The sequence below is a fragment of the Pseudarthrobacter lactosi genome (assembly GCF_055412785.1).
This window is the reverse complement of record NZ_JBVAYS010000002.1, coordinates 350,945-372,371: the sequence shown is the minus strand read 5'-3', so window position 1 is coordinate 372,371 and position 21,427 is coordinate 350,945. Positions and strand designations below refer to the sequence as shown.

Annotated in this window: 21 protein-coding genes; 17 read left to right on the top strand and 4 right to left on the bottom strand. The window is 66.3% G+C overall.

Annotation, left to right across the window (positions count from 1 at the left end; genetic code table 11):
* Positions 1 to 78 precede the first annotated feature (78 nt).
* Positions 79 to 1,431: an MFS transporter gene (locus ACZY0Q_RS11670; protein WP_463916996.1), complete on the top strand. Its 1,353-nt coding sequence runs from the start codon at positions 79 to 81 to the stop codon at positions 1,429 to 1,431.
* Positions 1,432 to 1,505: 74 nt separating this feature from the next.
* Here the strand turns inward: ACZY0Q_RS11670 and ACZY0Q_RS11665 are convergent, their stop codons facing one another.
* Both ACZY0Q_RS11665 and purN read right to left on the bottom strand, forming a co-directional pair.
* Positions 1,506 to 2,252, bottom strand: a complete 747-nt coding sequence (locus tag ACZY0Q_RS11665; RefSeq protein ID WP_463916995.1) for an endonuclease domain-containing protein — start codon at positions 2,250 to 2,252, stop codon at positions 1,506 to 1,508.
* Between the two features lie 347 nt (positions 2,253 to 2,599).
* A complete protein-coding gene (purN, locus tag ACZY0Q_RS11660; protein WP_463916994.1) occupies positions 2,600 to 3,181 on the bottom strand; it encodes a phosphoribosylglycinamide formyltransferase in 582 nt (193 codons plus the stop codon).
* Between the two features lie 39 nt (positions 3,182 to 3,220).
* On the opposite strand from purN, the gene ACZY0Q_RS11655 reads away from it, so the two are divergent.
* Positions 3,221 to 3,649 (top strand): hypothetical protein, encoded by a 429-nt coding sequence (locus tag ACZY0Q_RS11655; protein WP_463916993.1) that lies wholly within the window; start codon positions 3,221 to 3,223, stop codon positions 3,647 to 3,649.
* Between the two features lie 41 nt (positions 3,650 to 3,690).
* On the opposite strand, the gene ACZY0Q_RS11650 is transcribed toward ACZY0Q_RS11655, so the two are convergent.
* Positions 3,691 to 5,007 carry a cell division protein PerM gene (locus tag ACZY0Q_RS11650; RefSeq protein WP_463916992.1) on the bottom strand — a complete coding sequence of 439 codons (1,317 nt, stop codon included), beginning with the start codon at positions 5,005 to 5,007 and terminating at the stop codon, positions 3,691 to 3,693.
* Positions 5,008 to 5,079: 72 nt separating this feature from the next.
* Complete coding sequence (locus tag ACZY0Q_RS11645; RefSeq protein ID WP_463916991.1) at positions 5,080 to 5,757, bottom strand: hypothetical protein; 678 nt, start codon at positions 5,755 to 5,757, stop codon at positions 5,080 to 5,082.
* Between the two features lie 132 nt (positions 5,758 to 5,889).
* On the opposite strand from ACZY0Q_RS11645, the gene ACZY0Q_RS11640 reads away from it, so the two are divergent.
* From ACZY0Q_RS11640 to ACZY0Q_RS11570, 15 genes are all read left to right on the top strand, one after another.
* On the top strand, positions 5,890 to 6,351 hold the full coding sequence (locus ACZY0Q_RS11640) for a DUF4383 domain-containing protein (RefSeq protein WP_463916989.1): 462 nt from the start codon (positions 5,890 to 5,892) through the stop codon (positions 6,349 to 6,351).
* A gap of 236 nt (positions 6,352 to 6,587) precedes the next feature.
* The gene (locus ACZY0Q_RS11635) at positions 6,588 to 7,193 is read left to right on the top strand and encodes a helix-turn-helix domain-containing protein (RefSeq protein ID WP_463916986.1); all 606 of its coding nucleotides are present in this window, start codon (positions 6,588 to 6,590) and stop codon (positions 7,191 to 7,193) included.
* A 163-nt stretch (positions 7,194 to 7,356) separates the two neighbouring features.
* Positions 7,357 to 8,676, top strand: coding sequence for an MFS transporter (locus ACZY0Q_RS11630; RefSeq protein ID WP_463916985.1), 1,320 nt, complete (start codon positions 7,357 to 7,359; stop codon positions 8,674 to 8,676).
* Positions 8,677 to 8,685: 9 nt separating this feature from the next.
* On the top strand, positions 8,686 to 10,068 hold the full coding sequence (locus tag ACZY0Q_RS11625) for an FAD-dependent oxidoreductase (RefSeq protein WP_463916982.1): 1,383 nt from the start codon (positions 8,686 to 8,688) through the stop codon (positions 10,066 to 10,068).
* Positions 10,065 to 11,357: a CaiB/BaiF CoA transferase family protein gene (locus tag ACZY0Q_RS11620; RefSeq protein ID WP_463916980.1), complete on the top strand. Its 1,293-nt coding sequence runs from the start codon at positions 10,065 to 10,067 to the stop codon at positions 11,355 to 11,357. Before ACZY0Q_RS11625 ends, ACZY0Q_RS11620 begins: the two co-directional genes overlap by 4 nt.
* Positions 11,354 to 12,178: an enoyl-CoA hydratase-related protein gene (locus ACZY0Q_RS11615; protein WP_463916978.1), complete on the top strand. Its 825-nt coding sequence runs from the start codon at positions 11,354 to 11,356 to the stop codon at positions 12,176 to 12,178. Before ACZY0Q_RS11620 ends, ACZY0Q_RS11615 begins: the two co-directional genes overlap by 4 nt.
* A 26-nt stretch (positions 12,179 to 12,204) precedes the next feature.
* Complete coding sequence (locus ACZY0Q_RS11610; RefSeq protein ID WP_463916976.1) at positions 12,205 to 13,185, top strand: dihydrodipicolinate synthase family protein; 981 nt, start codon at positions 12,205 to 12,207, stop codon at positions 13,183 to 13,185.
* Positions 13,185 to 13,997 (top strand): SDR family oxidoreductase, encoded by an 813-nt coding sequence (locus ACZY0Q_RS11605; RefSeq protein WP_463916973.1) that lies wholly within the window; start codon positions 13,185 to 13,187, stop codon positions 13,995 to 13,997. The genes ACZY0Q_RS11610 and ACZY0Q_RS11605 overlap by 1 nt, the downstream gene beginning before the upstream one ends.
* Before the next feature lie 41 nt (positions 13,998 to 14,038).
* Complete coding sequence (locus tag ACZY0Q_RS11600; RefSeq protein WP_463916971.1) at positions 14,039 to 15,529, top strand: aldehyde dehydrogenase family protein; 1,491 nt, start codon at positions 14,039 to 14,041, stop codon at positions 15,527 to 15,529.
* Between the two features lie 6 nt (positions 15,530 to 15,535).
* On the top strand, positions 15,536 to 15,865 hold the full coding sequence (fdxA, locus tag ACZY0Q_RS11595; RefSeq protein WP_463916969.1) for a ferredoxin: 330 nt from the start codon (positions 15,536 to 15,538) through the stop codon (positions 15,863 to 15,865).
* A 127-nt stretch (positions 15,866 to 15,992) separates the two neighbouring features.
* Positions 15,993 to 16,829 carry an HNH endonuclease gene (locus ACZY0Q_RS11590; RefSeq protein WP_463916967.1) on the top strand — a complete coding sequence of 279 codons (837 nt, stop codon included), beginning with the start codon at positions 15,993 to 15,995 and terminating at the stop codon, positions 16,827 to 16,829.
* A 165-nt stretch (positions 16,830 to 16,994) separates the two neighbouring features.
* Entirely contained in the window at positions 16,995 to 18,428 is a 1,434-nt protein-coding gene (locus ACZY0Q_RS11585) for a flotillin family protein (RefSeq protein ID WP_463916964.1), read from the top strand.
* On the top strand, positions 18,421 to 18,669 hold the full coding sequence (locus ACZY0Q_RS11580; protein WP_463916962.1) for a hypothetical protein: 249 nt from the start codon (positions 18,421 to 18,423) through the stop codon (positions 18,667 to 18,669). Before ACZY0Q_RS11585 ends, ACZY0Q_RS11580 begins: the two co-directional genes overlap by 8 nt.
* 87 nt (positions 18,670 to 18,756) lie before the next feature.
* On the top strand, positions 18,757 to 19,986 hold the full coding sequence (locus ACZY0Q_RS11575) for a glycosyltransferase family 4 protein (protein ID WP_463916960.1): 1,230 nt from the start codon (positions 18,757 to 18,759) through the stop codon (positions 19,984 to 19,986).
* Positions 19,983 to 21,371: a UDP-glucose dehydrogenase family protein gene (locus ACZY0Q_RS11570; RefSeq protein ID WP_463916958.1), complete on the top strand. Its 1,389-nt coding sequence runs from the start codon at positions 19,983 to 19,985 to the stop codon at positions 21,369 to 21,371. Before ACZY0Q_RS11575 ends, ACZY0Q_RS11570 begins: the two co-directional genes overlap by 4 nt.
* The last annotated feature ends 56 nt before the right edge of the window (positions 21,372 to 21,427 follow it).

The following is a 21,427-nucleotide window of genomic DNA, read 5'->3' as shown; positions in this document are numbered from 1 at the left end:
TGTTGCACGGGTTGCCCCGATTGCCGGCAGCACTGTGAACGTCAGTGGGCACCGTTAGAGTTTTCTCAGGAGGCTGCGATGAATACTTACACCACTGTGCCCAGCGGCGAACAGGTGGTCCAGGAACTGCCCTGGCGTTGGAAAGTCCAGGGCAGGATCTTCGTGATCGGCGGCCTCGGCTTTATGTTTGATGCGTGGGACGTTACGCTCAACGGCATCCTCATCCCGCTGCTCTCGACGCACTGGGCCCTGGCTCCCGGCGAAGTGGCCTGGGTGGGGACGTCCAACCTGATCGGCATGGCCGTAGGCGCGTTTGTGTGGGGCACCGTCGCGGACACAATCGGGCGGAAGAAGGCGTTCACGGCCACGCTGCTGATCTTCTCGCTCTTTACCGTGCTGGGCGCGTTCTCCCCCGATTTCATCTGGTTCTGCGTGTTCCGCTTTATGGCCGGCTTTGGCCTGGGCGGCTGCATACCGGTGGACTATGCGCTGGTGGGTGAGTTCACCCCACGCAAGCAGCGGGGGAAAGTCCTCACCGCGATGGACGGCTGGTGGCCGGTGGGCGCGGCCCTCGCCGGCTTTGTGTCGGCCGGCCTCGTGGCCGTATTCGGCGATTGGCGGCTCACCATGCTGGTGATGGTGCTGCCTGCGCTCCTCGTGTTCTGGGTCCGGCGCAGCGTCCCGGAATCCCCGCTGTTCCTCATCCGCAAGGGCCGGCGCGACGAAGCGGCCAAGGTCATCGACGCCCTCGTGGCCGCAACGGGTGCCAAACCGCGCGCCTACAGCCTCCCAGACGCGCAGGAAGTCCCGCGGCTCTCCGCCGGCAGCGCCTGGCATCAGCTGCGGCTGGTGTGGCAGTTCAACTGGAAGATCACCGCCACGGCCTGGGCTTTGTTCTTCAGCATCCTGCTGGTGTATTACCTGTCCCTGACGTGGATGCCGCGGATCCTGATCGGCGCGGGCTTCGCCGAGTACAAGGCGTTTGTGACCACGGCGTCAATGGCGGCTGTTGGGCTTCTGGGCGTCGTGGTGGCCGCGCTGCTGGTGGAGCGTGTTGGCCGCAAGTGGATCCTGGCCATCACGGGCCCACTGTCCGCCCTCACTTTGGTGATCGTGGCGTTTGTGGTGGACATCCCCACGGCCGCGGTGTTCTGGCTCCTGGTGTTCGGGTTTGTGGTGCAGATAGCGATTCCCGTGCTCTACGCCTATGTGTCTGAGCTGTACCCGACCGAGCTCCGCGGTAGCGGCTTCGGCTGGGCCTCCACGTTTTCGCGGCTGGGGGCTGGATTTGGGCCCCTGATATTCGCGAACTACTTCTGGCCCGAGCTGGGCCTGGCCACGTCCTTCGCCCTGGCCGGCGGGCTGGTGCTGGTGGCTGTCCTGTGGATGGCGTTCTTCTCCCCTGAGACCAAGCAGCGCCGGCTCGAGTAGCCAGCTTTCTCCTCTCCCCCAACTAGGTAGCGCTAACTGTCGTTCTGAGCCCGCAAAACGACAGTTAGCGCCACCTAGTTTGGGGACCAGCCGCGGCTGAGCAAGGCTGAACGGACTTTGGCGACGGCGGCGCGGGCTTCGTTCTCCATGTGCCGTCTCGAGATCCGGACCATCAGCCACCCCGCCCTGGCAAAGTCCTCTTCGCGGGCAATGTCGCGGACGATCTGCGCCGTCTCGGAATGGCCTTCGCCGTCGTACTCCACTGCAACTCTTTGTTCCGGATAGGCGAGATCCGGTTGACGTACGACGCCGTCGCCCAGTTCCACAGGAACGTTCAGTCGCGGTTCAGGCAGGCCGCGGTACTCCAGAGCCAGCCTAAGTTTGGTTTCCTGCGCGGAGTCGGACCCGATCCGGGCCTGTTCAAGGGCAAGGCGCGCCTTCTGAATGCCAGGCGTACCTTTGTGCCGATCGAGCATGTCCGCCAGGCCTGCCGGCGTCGCATAGGGCTCGGATCTGCCCTCGAAATCAGGCCTGGGAATCCTCAGCAGATGATCGGCGACGACGGTCAACTCGTCAATGCGCATTTTCCGGGCACAATCCAGCCAAGTCCGCGTCCGGGACGTGATGAACAGACCATTCATGGTGACAATTTCGTCGGCAAAGAACTGTCCCCTGTGACCTTTAACCCCTGGGCGGCGCATGATTGCTACCGTGTCCGGGCGCGAGATATGAATCAGTGGATTATCGCTCCCCGGCAGGAACCCCGGAAACTGCCATAACTGGAATGCAGAGGCATGCGACGCTGCCGCGAACTCAGTCACCAGGGTGTAAGGCCGGACGCTCGGCGCCAGGTCTGAAACGCTCAAGTGGTCCGCCCTTGGCACCCGGACTCCACGGGTGGGCCGCCCCAGACCCTCGTGACGTAACTGCCGTTCAGTGATCCCGGCGTCGGACGCTTCTTTCAACGTGAACGGCAGCGCAGCCAGCGGATCCGGCAACGGACGGGGAACTTTCATCTGCCCATGTTGGCAGCCTCGCGAAAACTTCGCTGAAGTTATCCACAGGTTCCGCCCGCCTGCCCAACTAGGTAGCGCTAACTGTCGTTTTGAGACTCCAAAACGACAGTTAGCGCTACCTAGTTGGGTGGAGTAAGGGCTCGGGGTGGGGGTTAGCGGGCCGAAGCGGCGGCGGGGAGGGCCAGTTCTGCCAGCGTGTTGACCAGGAGGCGGCGCTCCACCACCTTGATGCGTTCGTGCAGGGATTCTTCGGTGTCGCCCGGTTCAATCGTGACGGCTTCCTGGGCGATGATGGGCCCTGTGTCCACTCCGGCGTCGGCCCAGTGCACCGTGCAGCCGGTGACCTTCACGCCGTAGGCCATGGCGTCGCGCACTCCGTGGGCGCCGGGGAAAGCTGGCAGCAGGGCCGGGTGGGTGTTGAGGTACTTGCCGTTGAAGGCCGCGATGAAGTCGGCGCTGACGATGCGCATAAAGCCTGAGGAGACCACCACGTCCGGGGCATAGGAAGCCACCCGGGCGGTCAGCGCGGCATCCCATTCGTCGCGCGTGGGGAAGGAGTTGAAGTTGACCACAAAGGTCTCCAGCCCGGCTTCCGAGGAGCGTTCGACGCCGTAGGTCCCCTCCCGATCGGCACCCACCGCCGCTATTTCCACGTCCAGCTCCCCTGCCTTAACGGCGTCGATGACTGACTGGAGATTGGACCCGGTACCGGAAACGAGGACTACGATGCGCATGGGTCTAGCTTATGGGCACGCTCGCGTAGGCTGGAAAACATGAACAACACCCCGGAACCGGCTGGCCAACAGCGGACCAAAGAGCCTCTCAGCGAGGCCGCCAAGGGCTCACTCGCCAAAACCCGCAACCTCTTCCGGATCTTCATTGTCACCGTTCTGGGCGCCTTCTTCGTATACCAGCTCGACGTCAGTTACCTCTGGCTCACCGGCATCCTGACCGCCGCGAGCTTTGTGCTGGGTATCCTCCTGCTGGTCCGTTCGGCCACGCTCAAGGAGTCCAAGCTGGTGCTCTTCGGCACCATCTCGGGATTGGTGGTGTCCCTGATCCTGCTGCTGGTCATCCTGGCGACGGCCCTGTTCTTCCGCCAGGTCCAGGACTTCCAGACCTGCTCGCGGCAGGCCCTCACGGACCAGGCGCTCTCCAATTGCCGGGTCCAGCTGGAAAACTCGCTGCCGGGTCTCCGGTAGCAGCCACATAGGCACCACACCCGGGCCGGCGCCACGAAAGACTAGCGGCTCAGCTCCGCTTCCTCATCCACGTGCTGCTGGCGTTCCAACCACGGTCCGGCCGCGTAACCGATCACGACGCCGATGCCCACCTCCGCGGCAATCCACAGTCCCATCCACAATGGATCGGGCCCAATGGCGGTGAGGCGGCCCAGGCCGGCAGAGCCGCGGGCCAGCCAGGCCAGCGCGGCAGCAAGCAGCCCGGACGCAACCCCAACCAGCGCGCCGAGGGCAAGCGTGGACACCGTGGCCGTGAACCAGCGTGCGTCCATCTTGATGGAGAGCCATTCGTCAAAGTGGTTTTCGCCTTCGCGCAGGAACCACCAGCCGGCCAGGACACCCGCCAGGACCGGTACCGCCAGGGCCACGAACCCGTAGTCCAGCGGACCTGACGGGATGGCAGCGAAGACCGGGATGGACGGCAGCGGGCCGGTGGCGGTGCCCAGCGGGCCTACCTGCGAACCCACGCCCAGGGCAAAGCCCGAGCCCGAGACCCAGGCCAGCGCAAAAATCACGAGGTTAGGCAGGTACCCAAGCTGCGCAATGGTGAGCGCCGCACCCCCTACCGCGCCAGCGTCGAGCGCTTCATAGACCGAAATCACCAGGTTCCAGTGGATAAAGAGGTCCACGGCCAGGAGCATACCTGCGAGCGCAAACGCCGCCAGAAGGGCCACACAACCCGCCTTCGCCGCGGAACCCAAATACGAGCCCGCCCAGCGGGAATGCTGGCTGGTGCGGGAGATCCAGTCCACGGCGTCGACACCGATCAGCCGGCTCCATGAGCCGGCCTCGCGGCGGGCGCCGATCACCATGCCGAGGGCGAACGGGATCAGCGGGATGAGCATGGCGAACCAGATGTTGATAACGACGTCGGCGGTGCGGCACACAAAGGCGGTGGCCGCGCCGAACGCGGAGTAGACCACCCAGGACCCGAGCAGCGCCTGCCACAGCTGGTCCGTATAGGAGGCACGGGCCAGGCGCCGTCCCGCGCGCCAGGCGAGCAGGAACGGAATCAGGGTCAGCCCGAGCGGCACCAGGGTCAGCAGGCCGGAGCCTGAACGGCCGGCGGCGCCAGCCTCACCGGACACAACTGCGAGCTGCAGCGGCACCCCGTGAATCAGCAGCCAGCCCTGGCCGGCTAGACGGGCCAGAGCATCAAAGGCGGTGTTCTGGAAACCCGCCGTGGCCCAGACGGCCACAATGGGAACCACCGCCAGGAGCGCGGAGATGATGGCGGCCTGCGCCGTTTCGAGGCCTCCCTGCAGCCACAAGGGCATGGGAAGGCCACGGTCTCCGGTCTGATCAGCGCGCAGTTTCATCGTGTCCCATGGTGTCACGGCCTGGGCGTCGGACCGGGCTTCGACAGGCTCATTCGCCCTGCGAGACGTGCCTCACCAGAGTTCGTAGTCCGCCGCGCTGAGCATAAAACCGCGCCCGGTGCGGAGGTGCGCGCAGACCATCCGGCCCGGCTCCCGCGAGCACACCATGTTGCCGATCCGGACCGTGTGCCCGTCCTCCATCCACGGTCCGGGAAACGTTGGCCCGGCCGCCGTCTCCGCTTCCATCGGCGAGACGCCGTCCCCGCACAGGCCGTACTGCGCGCCGCCGTCCACCGTGACCACCGCATAGCCGCCGAAGTACTGGCTCACCCCGGAGCACTGGCCCTTGATATCGCCAGGACGCGGCGCCACGTCGCTAAGGAGGTGGCACGCCGCACCTTCTGCCCCGATGGAGCACTGCATGTCCTTGTTCAGAGACTGCACCACCACCGGCAGTGTGGCCCGCCACGGCTTCACATTCACCTTGGGCAGGAGCTCCTCCGCGCGGTTCAGGGGCCGGCCCGCCGGCGTTCCCGGCGAAGCAGCGGACGGCGACGGCGGGGCGGCCGCCGCCGGTGATGGCGCCGTCGTCGGGAGTTCCGTCTGTCCGGGTGCCTCTTGGGGGTCGCTCACCAGCAGCGCGCCGACGGCCGGTGCCCTGCCCTCCGGGACCGTGACGCTGCAGGCCGAGGCGAGGAGCACAAGTGCGGCCGCAAGCACGGTACGGGCGAGGATTGGCAAGGATCGCATAAGGGTCCCAGTCCAGCAGAAGACCCCCGTTCTGTCGCTGGGCAGAAGTCCCCATCCGGGCTTGATCCGGCGCTTTTTTCGTAGGTCCGCCGTAAAATTGGAATGTCCGCAATCATGGTTGGAGGCAGAAAAATGACTACCGCATCCCCGCATGCACACGGCGTTCATTTTGGGCGCGCTGACGTCCAGAACGTCGGCATCGGCGCAGGTATTGTCTTGTTGTTGGTGGGTGTCCTGGGCTTTATCCCCGGCGTCACCACTCAGTACAGCGAATTGATGTTCCTGGGACCTGATTCCCATGCGATGTTCCTTGGCCTGTTCCAGGTGTCCATGCTGCTCAATATTGTGCAGTTGGCCATCGGCGCCACGGGCTGGGCGATGTCCCGCACCGAACATGGCGCACGGAACTTCCTCATCGGGGCAGGCGCGCTGTACATCGTCCTCGCCATTTTCGGTCTCAGTGTCGGTGTGAGTTCGGCGGCCAATTTCCTGTCGTTCAACATGGCTGACAACTGGACCCACTTGGTGCTGGGCGTCGTAATGGTTGCCTGTGGCTGGCTGTTCTCACGGAACATGTCCGGCGAGAGGAAATAGCCCGGAAATGACAAACCGGGATACAGGAGCCGCGAATGAGAAATGATCCATAAGTTCTAATTTTCGTCCTACTGCCGGTGCAGTTGTCGCGTTCCGCGAACAGCTGCACCGGCTCCTTTACGCCTGCCCAACCCACACTCCTGTAAATTTTTTCACTTTACTTAGGAAGAACCGTTGACTCGCTAAAAATATTCACTATAGTTATGTGAGTCAGATCACCCAGCGAAAGAACCGCGATGACCACCGAGAGCGCAACCCAAGCCCCGCCTGCCACCAGCGCCCTGCTGGCGACTGTCGGCAACAAGGTGCGCACCATGCGCAAGGAAAAGGGCATGACCCTCGCCAAGCTCTCGGAGATCACCGGCCTCAGCCAAGCGATCGTCAGCCAGATAGAACGCGGCATGGCGAACCCGTCCTTCACCACCCTGGCGCAACTGGCCCACGGACTGGATATCCCTGTAGGGAGATTCTTCATTGGCCAGGAACAAACGAAATCCCCCGTGGTCCGTAGATCCGCGCGGCGCAGCCTGAAGAACGTCACCCGCGAATCCGTGGGCGGAGCAGAGCATGAACTGCTCACCCCGGACCTCAACGGTGGCATCGAAGCCCAGTGGATCAGCACTCCCCCGGGTCATGACACCAGTTCAACCCCTTTTACCCACAGCGGCGAGGAGTTCTGCTACATCATCTCCGGCCGCAAGGATGTCTACCTGGACGGCGTCTGCTACAGCCTGGAGGAGGGCGACTCCATCACCTACTCCTCAGAGATCCCGCACTGGTACAAAAACAGCTACGAAGAGGTATGCGTAGCGATCTGGGTCAACGCACCACACGCGTGGTAATCCTGCCGTCCCCAAGCGGCGCCAGCGTTTTCCCATAACTGTCCGGACACAAACTGTGGCCGCCGACAATCCTTGCCACTTTCGCATCAAGCGCCTGCTTCAACAGGCGTCGATGCGTCATACCCTCCCACGCCTCCGCAGGCGTAAGCGTAAGGACACTTCCATGCTCGATATTCAAACGACGGACAACGCAGTCACGTCAGCTTCTCCCACCCGCAAGAACGAAAAGTTCACCCCCGAGGTCCGCAAGGGCCTGCTGGGACTGGGCCTGGGCAACGCCCTGGAATGGTACGACTGGATGGTCTTTGGCCTCCTCTCGGCCTTCATCGGCCCCAACTTCTTCCCCAACACCGATCCGCTCTCCGCCACGCTGAACGCCCTGGCGGTCTTCGCCGTCGGATTCGCCTTCCGGCCGCTAGGCGGCATCCTGCTCGGCACTCTCGCGGACCGGATCGGGCGACGCAGGGTGATGCTGATGTCGATCATGCTGATGGCCGGCACCACCCTGGTCATCGCCGTCTGCCCCAGCTACGAACAGATCGGCGCCTGGGCCGGCATCATCCTGGTGGCCTGCCGCATCCTGCAGGGCATCTCCACCGGCATCGAAGCCCCGCTCTCCACCTCCCACGCAGTGGAACTGGTCCCCGAAGGCCGCGAAGGCTACGTCGCCGGCATCATGTCCTTCTACGTCAACATCGGCATCCTCCTCGCCTCGCTGGTCAGCTTCCTCTGCAGCCTCACCCTCGGCGGCGCCGTGATGGCTGACTGGGGCTGGCGCGTCCCGTTCATCATCGGCGCGGCCTTCGGCTTCGTGGTGGTCTACCTCCGCCGTGCGCTCCCCGAAACCATGCGTCCGGAGGAAATGGCCAACAACTCCTCCGGCACCGTCTGGACCGGGGTCCGCAAGCACTGGCTCTCTGTCCTGGCCATCATCTTCGTGGTCGGCGCAGCACAGGCCTACAACTACGCCTGGAACGTCGGACTGCCCAGCGCCGCCCGCAGCGGCTTCAAGGAAGACCCGACCGCGGTCTTCGCCCTCACCACGGCCCTGGGCGTCATCCTGGTGGTGGGCAGCTGGATCATCGGCAAGCTCGCTGACGGCAAGTCCATGTCCCGCTGGTTCCTGATCACCCGCGTCCTGGCCATCCCGTCCGTGTTCCTCATGCTGATGTACGTCCAGCCCGGCATCGGCGGCTTCGCAGCAGTCCTGCTCGGCGGCTCCCTGGTCCTGGTCCTCAACATGACCCTCTACAACGTGGTCAGCACGTCCCTGATGCCCAAGAACTGCCGCGGCACCGGGGTGGCCCTCGGCTACGGCATCGGCGTCGCCCTGTTCGGCGGCACCGCTTCCTACCTGCTGGTCTGGCTCCAGTCCATGAACCTCAGCTGGGTCTTCCCGGTCTACGTGGCTGTCCTGTCCATCCTCAGCATCGTCTTCTACCTCGCCGCCCGCCGCACCAACGGCCTCTTCGTCGGAAACTAAGGATCCTCCATGAACTCCCCCGCAACATTCAGCTCGCTGGAACTGTCAACCACGACGGCGGACCTCACCGCCCCGGTCATCTCCCGCTCCAACGTCCTCGTGGTGGGTGGTGGCCCCGCAGGTGTGGCCGCCGCCGTTACCGCGGCCCGCTCCGGCGCCACGGTCACCCTGCTGGAACGCTACTCATCGCTGGGCGGCCTCGCCTCCGGCGGCATGGTCCTGGTGCTGGACGACATGATCAACGGCCAGGAAATCACGGTCACGGGCATCGTGTCCGAGTACGTGGAGCGCCTGCAGAAGCTGGGCCTCGCTGTGGTCCCGCCCGCCGATGACCGCAAGACCTCCGAGGAACTCTGGAACAAATGGGGCCGCTACGGCACCTTCGACTTCCACTCCCACACCAGCCCCAAGCCCATCTGCTACGCCGCGGCGTTCGATCCGGACGGCTGGAAGCGCGTCTCCAACGATCTGGTCCGCGAGGCCGGCGTGGACCTGCGCCTGCACTCCTGGTTCTCCCGCCCCATCGTGGACAACGGCGTGATCAAGGGCGTCATCTGCGAGACCAAGCTGGGCCCGCAGGCCTTCATGGCGGACATCGTCATCGACACCACCGGCGACATCGACGTCGCCTCCCGGGCCGGCGCCAGCTACGCCAAGGACAACTACCTCACCACCCTCGTTTTCCGGCTGGGCAACGTGAACACGGACGCAGCCGAAGCGTTTGAGCAGGCCAACCCGAAGGAAGCCCGCGCCATCAACCGCAAGATCAAGCGCCTCCTCGGCGGCGCCTGGGAGCTGTGGTGGCTCAAGACGCCCATCGACGGCGTGGTCTGGTGCAACGCCCCGCACATGACCGGCTTCGACGGCGTGGACCCGGCCGACATGACTGCCGCCGAGTTCGCCGCCCGCGACCGGATCTCCGAGGCCGTGGACTACGTCCGCGCCAACCTGCCCGGCTTCGAAAACTGCTACATGCTGGACGTCGCCTCCCAGATGGGCGTCCGCCAGACCCGCCTGCTGCAGGGCGAGTACGTCATGACCAAGGACGACGTCACCCAGCGCCGGCACTTCGCGGACACTGTGGCCCGCGGCCGCGACTACTACTACCCGTACCGCTCGCTGCTGCCCAAGGAAGTGGACCAGCTCCTGGTGGCCGGCCGCCACTACTCCGCCACCCCCGAGGCGCAGAAAATGTCCCGCGAGATCCCGCCCTGCATGGCCATGGGCCAGGCCGTCGGCGTCGCCGCTGCCCTCGCCGTCGAGAACGGCATCCTTGTCCGCGAGGTGTCCGCACTGGACATCCAGCAGGGCATGCGCCGGCACGGCGCCGACCCGGGCGACGTCCCGTCGTCGAACGCCACCGTGGACGCCGATGCGGCGGTGCCGGCATGAGCACCATCACTGAAGAACTGACGGTCGCCGCGGAACGCACAACGGCTGAACGCACGACGGCGGCACCCGCCACCGCGGCCACAGCAGGTTCTGCCCAGCCCACCTCGACCCCGCTGCCGCTGGACGGCATCAACATCGTGGACTTCACCCAGGTGTTTATGGGCCCGTCCTGCACCCAGTTGCTGGGCGACTACGGTGCGGACATCATCAAGGTGGAACGCCCGGGCGCCGGGGACATCTCACGCAACTCGTTCCCGGACCAGGACGGCCAGGACAACCCGATCTTCCTGTCCATCAACCGGAACAAGCGCAGCATCTCCGTGGACACCCGCACCGAGGAAGGCCGCAACGTGCTGCACGTCCTGCTGGCCGACGCGGACGTGGTGGTGAGCAACTTCCGCTCCGGCGTGATGGAGCGGATGGGCTTCGGCTACGAAGAACTCAAGGCCGAAAACCCGGGCATCATCTGGGCCTCCGGCACCGGCTTCGGCCCCGTGGGCCCGTACTCGCACAAGGGCGGCCAGGACGCGATCGCGCAGGCCTACTCGGGTGTGATGTGGCGGCGGGAATCGGACGACCAGAAGCCCGCCATCTACCCCACCACCCTGTGCGACTACATCACCGGCATGCACCTGATGCAGGGCATCCTGCTGGCGCTGCGCACCCGGGAAACCTCCGGCGTCGGCCAGAAGGTGGAGGTGACCATGTACGACTCCATGCTGCACCTGCAGATGCAGGAGGCCTGCATGCAACTCAACCGCGGCTACGAGGTCAACTGGGGCGCCATGCCGCTCAGCGGCGTCTTTGAAACCACCGACGGCGCCGTGTGCATGGTGGGCGGCTTCACCCCGGACCCGCTGGCCCGTATCTCCAAAGCCCTCTGCCTGGACGAGGACCTCACGCTCCGGCCCGAATTCGCCAACCTGGAGCAGCAGTTCAAGCACAAGCCCGCGCTGCAGGCGATCTTCCGCGAGCGCATTGCCACCAACAGCACCGAATACTGGACCGGCAAACTGGAGGACCAGGGCCTCCTCAACGCCCCCGTCCACACGCTGGAGCAGGCCCTGGCCGACGCGCAGACCGAGGCCAACGGCATGATCGTCGAGGCCGAACACCCCGGCGTGGGTACCGTGCGTATGCTCAACGCGCCCATCCGGCTCTCCGCCACCCCGCCCACCGTCCGGCGCGTCGCACCGCGGCTCGGCGAGCACAACGTGGAGGTCCTGCTGGAAAACGGCTTCGATGAGGAAACCATCGAACGCCTGCAGCAGCTGGGGGTCCTGCGGTGACGGCGGTTGTGGAACAGGGCGTCTCAGTTCCGAACGTCGTAGACCAGGTCACCCTGACCATCACCAACCACGTGGCCACGGTGGTGATTGACCGCCAGCACGTGCTCAACGCCGTCGACGGCACCGCCCAGGCCAGGCTCAACGAAATCTGGGAACAGCTGGAGGCCGATCCCAGCGTCCGCGCCGTTGTTATCACCGGAGCCGGCAACCGGGCGTTCTGCGTCGGGGCTGACATGTCCGCCGCCGCCGTGGACAAAACCGGCCTGGAGTACTGGGCCGGGCTGGACCCCAACGGGTTCGGCGGCCTCAGCCTGCGCACGTCGTTGGACGTGCCGGTCATCGCCCGGGTCAACGGCTACGCGCTGGGCGGCGGCATGGAGATGGTGCTCGGGGCGGACATCGTGGTGGCGTCGGAAAACGCCAAGTTCGGACTGACGGAACCGCGGGTGGGGCGTTTGGCGCTCGACGGCGGCATCCACCTGCTGGTGCGCCGCATCCCCCACACCCTGGCGATGGGCATGCTGCTCACCGGCCGGAAAGCGGACGCCGCCGAAATGCAGTCCATGGGCCTGGTCAACGAGGTGGTTCCCGCCGACGGGCTCGACGCGGCGGTGCACCGCTGGGTGGACCAGATCCTGGCCTGTGCCCCCACCTCCGTCCGCGCCGTGAAGCAGATGGTCACGCAGACCGGCCACCTCACGGCCAAGGAAGCCCGCGGCCTCCGGCTGCCGGCACTTATGGCCGCCCTGGACAGCGAAGACTCGGCCGAAGGCGTCCGCGCCTTCCAGGAAAAGCGGCAGCCTGTCTGGCCTGGCCGCTGATGCCCAACAACTCAGAGGAGGATTCAATGACTGACTCACTGAATAACCCAACCGGGACGGACACGCGAGAAACCCTGGCACCAGGTGTGTGGGGCGTTGTGGCCACACCATTCCAGGGCAGCACGCTGGACGTGGACCTGGACAGCCTATCCGGATTGGTGGAGCACTATGAGGCCATCGGCACCACGGGACTGACGGTCCTGGGCGTATTCGGCGAAGCCGCAGCCCTCACCGTGGAAGAACGCCGTCAGGTCCTGGAGATCGCCGTCGAGTGCACAAACCTCCCGCTGGTGGTGGGCGTGACTGCCCTGGCCACGCGACCGGCCATTGAGGAAATCCGCGCCGCGCAGGACGTGGCCGGCGGGCGCCTGGCGGCCGTTATGGTGCAGGCCAACTCGGCCCGGCCGGAGGTGGTGATCGCCCACCTGGACGCCATCCACCGGGCCACCGGCGCCAAGGTGGTGTTGCAGGACTACCCTCTGGCAAGTGGCGTCAGCATCCCCACCAAGGCGCTGATCTCGGTGGTGAAGTGGTGCACTTTTGTCATCGCGGTCAAAGCCGAGGCGCCACCCACCAGTGTGGCCATCGCCGAGCTGACAGCCGCGCTGGTTGGCAGGGTGTCCGTTTTCGGCGGCCTGGGCGGGCAGGGACTCCTGGACGAACTTATGGCCGGCGCGGCCGGAGCCATGACCGGTTTCTCCTACCCCGAGGCCCTCATCGCGTGTGTCCGGGCCTGGCAGGGGGACGGCTACCAGGCCGCGCGGGACCAGCTGCTGCCGTACCTGCCGCTGATCAATTTTGAGCAGCAGGCGAAGGTGGCCCTGGCCATCCGGAAGGAATGCCTGCGTGAACGCGGCCTCATCAGGGACGCAGGCGTACGTCCACCGGCCGCCGGCTTCCCCGAAGACCTCAGGTTCAGCATGGGCACCCACCTGGGTGAGGCAGCCGCGGCCGTTGTAGGGCAGTCCGCCCCCAGCAGCGCAGCCACACCCGCAGGGAGGATCTGATGGATCTCGGAATCGCCGGAAAAACAGCCCTGGTAGCCGCATCTACGGGCGGCCTGGGCTTGGCCATAGCCAAAGCCCTAGCGGCCGAAGGTGTGCGGGTGGCCATCATCGGACGCCGCCGCGACCGTGCGAAGGAGATCGTGGCGGAACTGCACGGCGTGCACGGACACAGCGCCCACGCCAGCACCGGCTTTGACGCCGTGGCCATCGAGGCTGACCTCACCACGCCGGAAGGCATCGAGTCCGCCGTTGAACAGACCGTGGCGGACCTGGGAACCATCGACATCCTGGTCCTCAACGGCCCCGGCCCGAAACCCGGCGCCGCGGCCACCCTGAGCTCCGAGGACATGGCCGCCGCCTTCGATCTCATGGTCAAGCCGCACCACGCGCTCGTCTCCCGCGTCCTTCCGGGCATGCGGGAACGGCGGTGGGGACGGATCCTGGCCGTCGGTTCCAGCGGAGTGGCCGCACCCCTGCCCAACCTTGCCTTGTCCAACACCGGCCGCGCCGCACTGGCCGGCTACCTCAAGACCCTCGCCGCCGAGGTGGCCCTGGACGCGGTGACCGTCAACATGCTGTTGCCCGGGCGGATCGCGACCGACCGCGTGGCCGAACTGGACCACGCCGCCGCCAAACGCCGCGGCACCACGCTGGAAGAGATCCAGTTGGAATCCCGCAAGAGCATCCCCGCCCGCCGCTACGGCGAACCGGAGGAGTTCGGCGCCGCCGCCGCGTTCCTCTGCAGCGCGCCGGCGTCGTACATCACCGGCGTCGCGCTCCGGTGCGACGGCGGCCTGATCCGCAGCCTGTAGCTCACCCCTCATTCTTCTTTCCGACGACCCGAAGGAACTCCATGACTTCCACAGCACTTTTGCCCGGCACCGCAACCGACCGCGAGCTCATCACCGCCCGGCACCTCATCAACGGCGAATGGCTCGGCGAGGCCGACACCGAGCGGCTCAACCCGGCCCGCCCGGGCGAGCTTGCAGCCCTCTCCCCCAGCGGCACCGCCGCAGATGTGGACGCGGCCATCACGGCCGCCGCCGCGGCACAGCCCGGCTGGGCGGCCCTGCCCGCACCGTCCCGCGGCGCGATCCTCATCACCGCCGGCAACCTGCTGATCGAACGGCAGGCGGCCATCGCCGAAGACCTGGTCCGGGAGGAAGGCAAGACCCTCGCCGAGGCCAAGGGCGAAGTGAAGCGCGCCTCCGACGTGCTGCGCTTCTTCGGCTCGCTCGGCTGGGCCGCCACCGGCGAAGTCCTGCCCAGCGGACTGCCGGACACCACCATCACCACCCGGCGCGAGCCGCTGGGCGTCGTCGGGCTCATCACGCCGTGGAACTTCCCCATCGCCATCCCGGCGTGGAAAACAGCCCCCGCCCTGATCAGCGGCAACGCCGTGGTCATCAAGCCGGCCGAGCTCACCCCGCTCTCCGCCACCCACCTGGCCCGGGCGCTGCAGGACGCCGGACTCCCCGCCGGCGTGTTCAACGTGGTGCACGGCAAGGGCCGCGTGGTGGGCGACGCCCTGGCCCGCGACCCGCGCATCGCCGGACTTTCCTTCACCGGTTCCACCAATGTGGGACTCGGCCTGCAGGAAATCCTCAACGCACGGCGCGCCCGCGTCCAGCTGGAAATGGGCGGCAAAAACGGCGTCCTGGTCCTCGACGACGCCGATCCCCGCAAGGCCGCCCAGGTGGTCGCCGCCGGCGCCTTCGGGCTCACAGGCCAGGCGTGCACCGCCACGTCCCGCGTGTACGTCACGCCCGGCGTCCGGGCCGCGTTCCTCGAGGCCCTGACCGAGGAAGCCGCCGCATACACCGTCGGCGACGGCCTCGAAGCTGCCGGCCCCGACGCTGTCCGGATGGGGGCCGTGGTGAGCAGGCAGCAGTTCGAGCAGGACCAGGCGGCGGTGCGCACCGCCGTCGAACGCGGAGCCACCCTCCTGCACGGAGCGTACGACGGCGACTCCGCCGGCGCGCTTTTCTTCCCGGCCGCCGTGCTCACCGATCTGCCGTTCGACGACGCCGCCGTGACCGAGGAGATCTTCGGGCCCGTGGTGACAGTCCTGGAAGTGGACGACTACGAGGCCGGACTCGCAGCCATCAACGACTCCCGCTACGGCCTGACCGCCGGCATCTGCACCGACTCCCTGGCACGCGCCACGGACTTCGCCGCCCGGGCGCAGGCAGGCGTGATCAAGGTCAACCGGCCGACGGCGGGCCTGGACCTGAACGTGCCGTTCGGCGGTGTCAAGGACTCCTCCACCAATACGTTCCGCGAGCAGGGCCGGTCCGCGCTGGACTTCTTCACCTGGGGCAAGACCGTTTACACGGGTGTGTAGCCAGCCGTGACATACGTGATCGCGCAGCCGTGTGTGGATGTGAAGGACAAGGCGTGCATCGAGGAATGCCCGGTGGACTGCATCTACGAAGGCGAACGCTCGCTCTACATCCACCCGTCCGAGTGCGTGGACTGCGGGGCCTGCGATCCGGTGTGCCCCGTGGAGGCCATCTACTACTCGGACGACGTCCCGGATGAATGGGCCGACTATATCCGGGCCAACGTGGAGTTCTTCGACGAGCTGGGGTCCCCGCAGGGCGCCGCCGGCCTGGGGAACCTGGGCCTGGACCACCCGGTGGTCGCCGCCTGCCCGGTGACCACGCCGGTCGCTGGTTGAGCCTGTCGAAACCCCCGCCACTTAGCGCGAACATACAGTTGAGGCCCTTTCCTGTTGGAATTTAGGGCCTCAACTGTACGTTCGCGCCAAAGGCCGCACAGGCCATGGAGCCTGCAACAATGGCCCCATGAGCGACATCATCCTGGGCTGGGACCCGGCCGGCCGGAACCGCTGGAATTACGCGGCCGTTGTTGAACAGGTCACCCTGACCGGGCTGCGCCTGGAGCCCTGGAACGTGGGCCGGAGCGTTGCCGCCGGCGCTGGCGTGTGGCTGGTCCTGCTGGGAGCGCACGGTCCCGGTTTGATCGGCCATGGCCTAGTCCTGTCGGAGTCCGCGCCCATCCCGGATCAGCCTGAATTCACCGTGCAGGTGGCCTACGATGCGCTCCTGCCGCTGGGCGACCACGTGCCCGCGGCGGTCCTCGACGAAGCGGTGCCTGGCGTCGCGTGGGACACTGCCGAAACCGAGGGAATCGAGCTCGGGCCCGGCGATGCGGCGGCCATCCGCAGCGTTTGGGCCACTCACGGGCCGGCGCAGGGACCGGACCCCACCCAGCCTGTGCCCGGCACCTACCCGGATGCCGCCGTCGTGCGTGTCACCGCCAACCGCTACGAGCACGACCCCGTGGCGCGGCGGGCCTGCATCGCGCACCGCGGCACCAACTGCGCGGCGTGCGGGTTCTCCTTCGAGCTGGCGTACGGGGAACTCGGCAAGGACTTTATCGACGTCCACCATGTGGTGCCGGCGTCCCAGCTTGGCGGCGGCTATCTGCTGGACCCGCTCACGGACCTGGTCCCGCTGTGCCCCAACTGTCATGCCATGGCACACCACGGGGTGAATCCGCCGCGCACGGAAGCTGAGCTGCGGCACATCATGGCCGCCGCCGGTTTCCTCCGCGGAACCACCGTTGCCCCCGAGGAGATCGAGGCCCAGCGGGTTGCCCGGGAGATCCTCGGCAAATAATCAACAGCCCACCCTCTGGACTCTTGGGCAGGTGCGAACGAGACTGTCTACAACAGCTGGCCACGCTGACCGGAATTGCACGCACGCAAACCGGCAGGGCCTGGTCAGGTGCATTTATTGGGGATGTGCGGCGAGGCCTTTCCGCACCCGTGAAAGGACCTCGTCATGCCGGATCTGTCAGCGTTCTTCCCGCTTCTTGCTGCGATTATCGGGGCAATACTGGTGGTCGGTGTGGTGTGGGGAGCCATCAAACTGATGTGGAAGGTGGCGGAGCCCAACGAGGCCCTGATCATCTCCGGCCTCACCCGCGGAACCCTGGAAACCCGGGCCGGCATGGACTTCAAGATTGTCACCGGAAAGGGCGCCCTGGTATTTCCGGGCCTGCAGACCGTCCGCACGCTTTCCCTGACACTGAATGAAACAGAACTCAAGGTTTCCTGCGTGACCTCCCAAGGCATCCAGGTGATTGTTGAAGGCGTGGTGATTTACAAAATCGGTGATGCCCCGCCGTTTATCGCGAACGCGGCCAGGCGTTTCCTGGGCCAGCAGCCCAAAATGGAAAGCCAGGTATACAACGTCTTTGAGGGCCACCTGCGCTCCATCATCGGCAGCATGACCATGGAAGAGATCATCCGCGAACGGGACAAACTGGGTTCCCAGGTCCGGAGCGCCAGCGGGGTGGAAATGGAGAAGCTGGGGCTCGTGGTGGACTCGCTGCAGATCAAGGACCTGCAGGACCCCACCGGGTACATCCAGAACATAGCCAAGCCCCACATAGCCCAGGTCAAAATGGAGGCCCGAATCGCCGAAGCCACCCGGAACCGTGAGGCGGCTGAGAAGGAAGCCGAGGCGGCTGCCCTGATCGCGGACGCGCAGAGCCTTTCGGCCATCCGGCAGTCGGTGGCGCAGGCAAACGCCGAGCGGGCCAAAGCCGAGGCCGCCCAGGCGGGACCGCTGGCGGATGCGACGGCCAGGCAGCACGTCGTAGTCCAGGAAACGGAAGTGGCCAAACTTGAGGCGGACAGGGAGGAGCAGAAGCTCCAGACCACCGTCCGGAAGCCCGCCGATGCCAAGGCGTACGCCAAGCGGACCGACGCGGAGGGCCAGAAGGCGGCGGACATCAGCGCCGCCGAAGCGCTGGCCCGCCGCACGGAACTTGAGGCGCAGGCGAATGCCCGCCGGACGGAACTGACTGCCCAGGCGAACGCCACTGCCGCTGCGGCTGCGGCCGGAGCCACGAAGGTCACTGGCGAGGCCGAAGCGGCTGCCACCAGGGCCCGCGGTGACGCCGCGGCCTCCGCCATCAAAGCCAAGGCGCTGGCCGAGGCGGACGGCATCAAGGCGCGGGCCGAAGCGCTCGGGACCAACCAGGACGCCGTCATTTCGCAGCAGCTGGCCGAAAACATGCCGGCCATCATCGCCGCAGCCGCCGAGCCTTTCTCCCACGTGGGCCAGATGACCGTGCTCAACGGTGGCGAGGGTGTCAACAAGATGCTGGGCGGCATCCTCGCCCAGGTGGGAGACTACCTTCCGGCCTTGTCCTCGGCGCTGAAGAACAACCGGGAAGGTAAGCGCCCCGAGAAAGCCCCCGATGCATAAAAACGTTGACCGGAGCCTGACCGGCAAGATCGGCCGCGTGACGGGCCGCATCGGGCCCGGAACGCTCGGCGAGGTCATGCTGCCCTACCTGGGCGGCACCAACGCCTTCCATGCCCGCCCTTTCGACAAGACGAGCGTCTTCGCCGTGGGCGACGAAGTGCTGGTCATCTATTTCGAGCCACCGCAAACCGTCTATGTGGACGAGCTCCCGGACGTGCTGCGGCACGGCGAAGGCGGCTGACCCCAACGCTGATCTGTTAACCAAACCTTTCCCTCGACTCAACCCGGGTGACCCCGCACCGACAGGCGCCGCGCCCACCTTGGAGGGGTGAGGATCGCAATTGTTGCCGAGTCATTCCTGCCGCTGATGAATGGGGTGACCCACTCCATCCTGAGGGTGCTTGAACACCTGGAGGACCAGGGCCACGAGGTCCTGGTCATCGCCCCCTCCACCCATGCGGTCGCCGAGTTCGCAGGACCGGCCGAGGTAGTTCACGGCGCAACAGTGCACCGGGTTCCCGCCGTTCCACTGGCCGGCTACACCAACGTGCGAGTGGCGATGGGCGGTGTGTACCGGGTCAAGCGAATCCTTGCCGACTACGCACCCGACGTTGTCCACCTCGCATCGCCGTTTATCCTCGGGTGGCGGGCAGTGCAGGCCGCGCATCAGTTGGGGATCCCCACCATAGCCATCTACCAGACCGAGGTTCCCAGCTACGCCGCCCGCTATGGTGTGCCGTTCCTGGAGAACTGGGCGTGGAACCGGGTGGAGAACATCCACCTGCTGGCCACCCGGACCCTGGTGCCGTCCACTTTCGCGCTGAACCAGTTGCGCGGCCGCGGGATTCCGCGGGTGGGCATGTGGCGTCGCGGTGTGGATACCGCGCGGTTTTCGCCGGAAAGGCGCGACGCCGGGTGGCGGGCAACGGTTGCCCCCGGCGGTGAGCGGATCATCGGCTACGTGGGCCGGCTGGCCATCGAAAAACAGGTGGAAGACCTCGCAGCGCTCGCCAATGTCCCGAATTCCAGGCTGGTGATTGTGGGTGACGGACCCCAGAAGTCCGCCCTGCAGGAGGCCTTGCCGGACGCCGTGTTCACCGGTTTCCTGGGCGGTGCGGAGCTGGCGAAGGCAGTGGCGTCCTTCGATCTTTTTGTCCATCCCGGCGAGTTCGAAACGTTCTGCCAGACCATCCAGGAGGCCATGGCCTCGGGGGTACCGGTGGTCGCAACAGGCCGCGGCGGGCCTTTGGACCTGGTGGAAAACTCCCGCACCGGCTGGCTGTACCGGCCCGGCGACCTGGCCGGGCTGCGTGCGCATGTGATGGACCTGATGGGCGATGACGCCAAGCGCCGCGCGTTCGCCACGGCAGCGCACGCCTCGGTCCAGGCCCGGACATGGCCGGTGCTCAGCGCTGAACTGTTACGTCATTACGGATCAGTAATCGCCGGGGAACCAGTGCTTGAGCCTGTCATTCCGGTGGTAGGGCCTGTGAAAACCAGAAGCACTCGCCGCCCGGTGGTTGAGCCTGTCCAAATCAAGAGTGGAGCATCCCTGTGAAAATTTCGGTGATCGGCTGCGGCTACCTCGGCGCGGTGCACGCCGCCACGCTCGCATCCATGGGCCACACCGTGGTGGGTATCGACGTGGACGCCACCAAAGTGGACCAGTTGGGCCGCGGCCTGGCCCCCTTCTTCGAACCCGGCCTGGACGAGCTGCTCCGTGATGGACGCAGCACCGGCCGCCTCAAGTTCTCCACCGACGTCGCCGCTGCCGCCGGCGCCCAGGTCCACTTCCTGTGCGTCGGGACACCGCAGTCCAAAACGTCCGACGGCGCCGACCTCACCTTCCTCGTTTCAGCCACCGAGGCGCTGCTCCCGCACCTGGCGAGGGACGCCGTCGTCGTTGGTAAATCAACTGTGCCCGTGGGCACGGTGGACATGCTTCAGGGCGTCCTCGCGGGGCGGCCGGACGTGCAGCTGGGCTGGAACCCGGAGTTCCTGCGCCAGGGCACCGCGGTGAAGGACTCACTGGTGCCGGACCGGCTGGTCTACGGCGTGGCGGGCGGACGCCCTGCGGCCTTCAACCCCAAGACCGGGGCGCCGCGTGCGGTGACGGCTGCGCTGGATGCCGTGTACGAGCCGCTGCTGAACGCCGGCATTCCGCGCCTGGTGTGCAACTTTGCCACGGCGGAACTGATCAAGTCGGCAGCGAACGCGTTCCTGGCCACCAAGGTCAGCTTCATCAACGCCATCTCCGAACTGTGCGACGCGTCCGGCGCGGACATTGCCGAACTCAGCGAGGCGATGGGAATGGACCCGAGGATCGGCAACCGCTACATGCATGCCGGGCTGGGCTTCGGTGGAGGCTGCCTGCCCAAGGACATCCGCAGCCTCCGCAGCCAGGCCGCTGCGCTGGGCGTGGATCCGGTCAACGACTGGATGGGCGTGGTGGATGCCATCAACGTCCGCCAGCGGACCCGAACAGTGACCCTGGCCGCGGAACTGTGCGGCGGCGGGCTCTCCGGACGCGCCATCACCATCCTCGGCGCCTCCTTCAAGCCCGAGACCGATGACATCCGCGACTCCCCCGCCCTTGACGTCGCGGCCCGGCTGGCAGCCGCCGGCGCGCACGTAACGGTGACCGATCCGAAAGCCGTCAACCACGCGTGGCTGCGGTATCCGCAACTGCGCTTCGAAGCTTCAGCAACGCGGGCTTTGGAGGATGCGGAGCTGGTGCTGCTGCTTACAGAGTGGGACGAGTACCAGCGCCTGAGCCCCATTGCTGCGGGCGATTTGGTGCGGCGGCGCGTGATCCTGGACGCCAGGAACGTGCTCGATGCCAGTGCCTGGCAGGCAGAGGGCTGGGTGGTCCGCGGGCTGGGCACCAACGCGGATGCCAGTCAGGTTTCCGAGGCCCGCCTCACAGGAGTGCATAACTCTTAGCCCGTTTACGTACCGATCACAACCGGCACTTTATGATGTGCGTGGGGGTGGTAGCG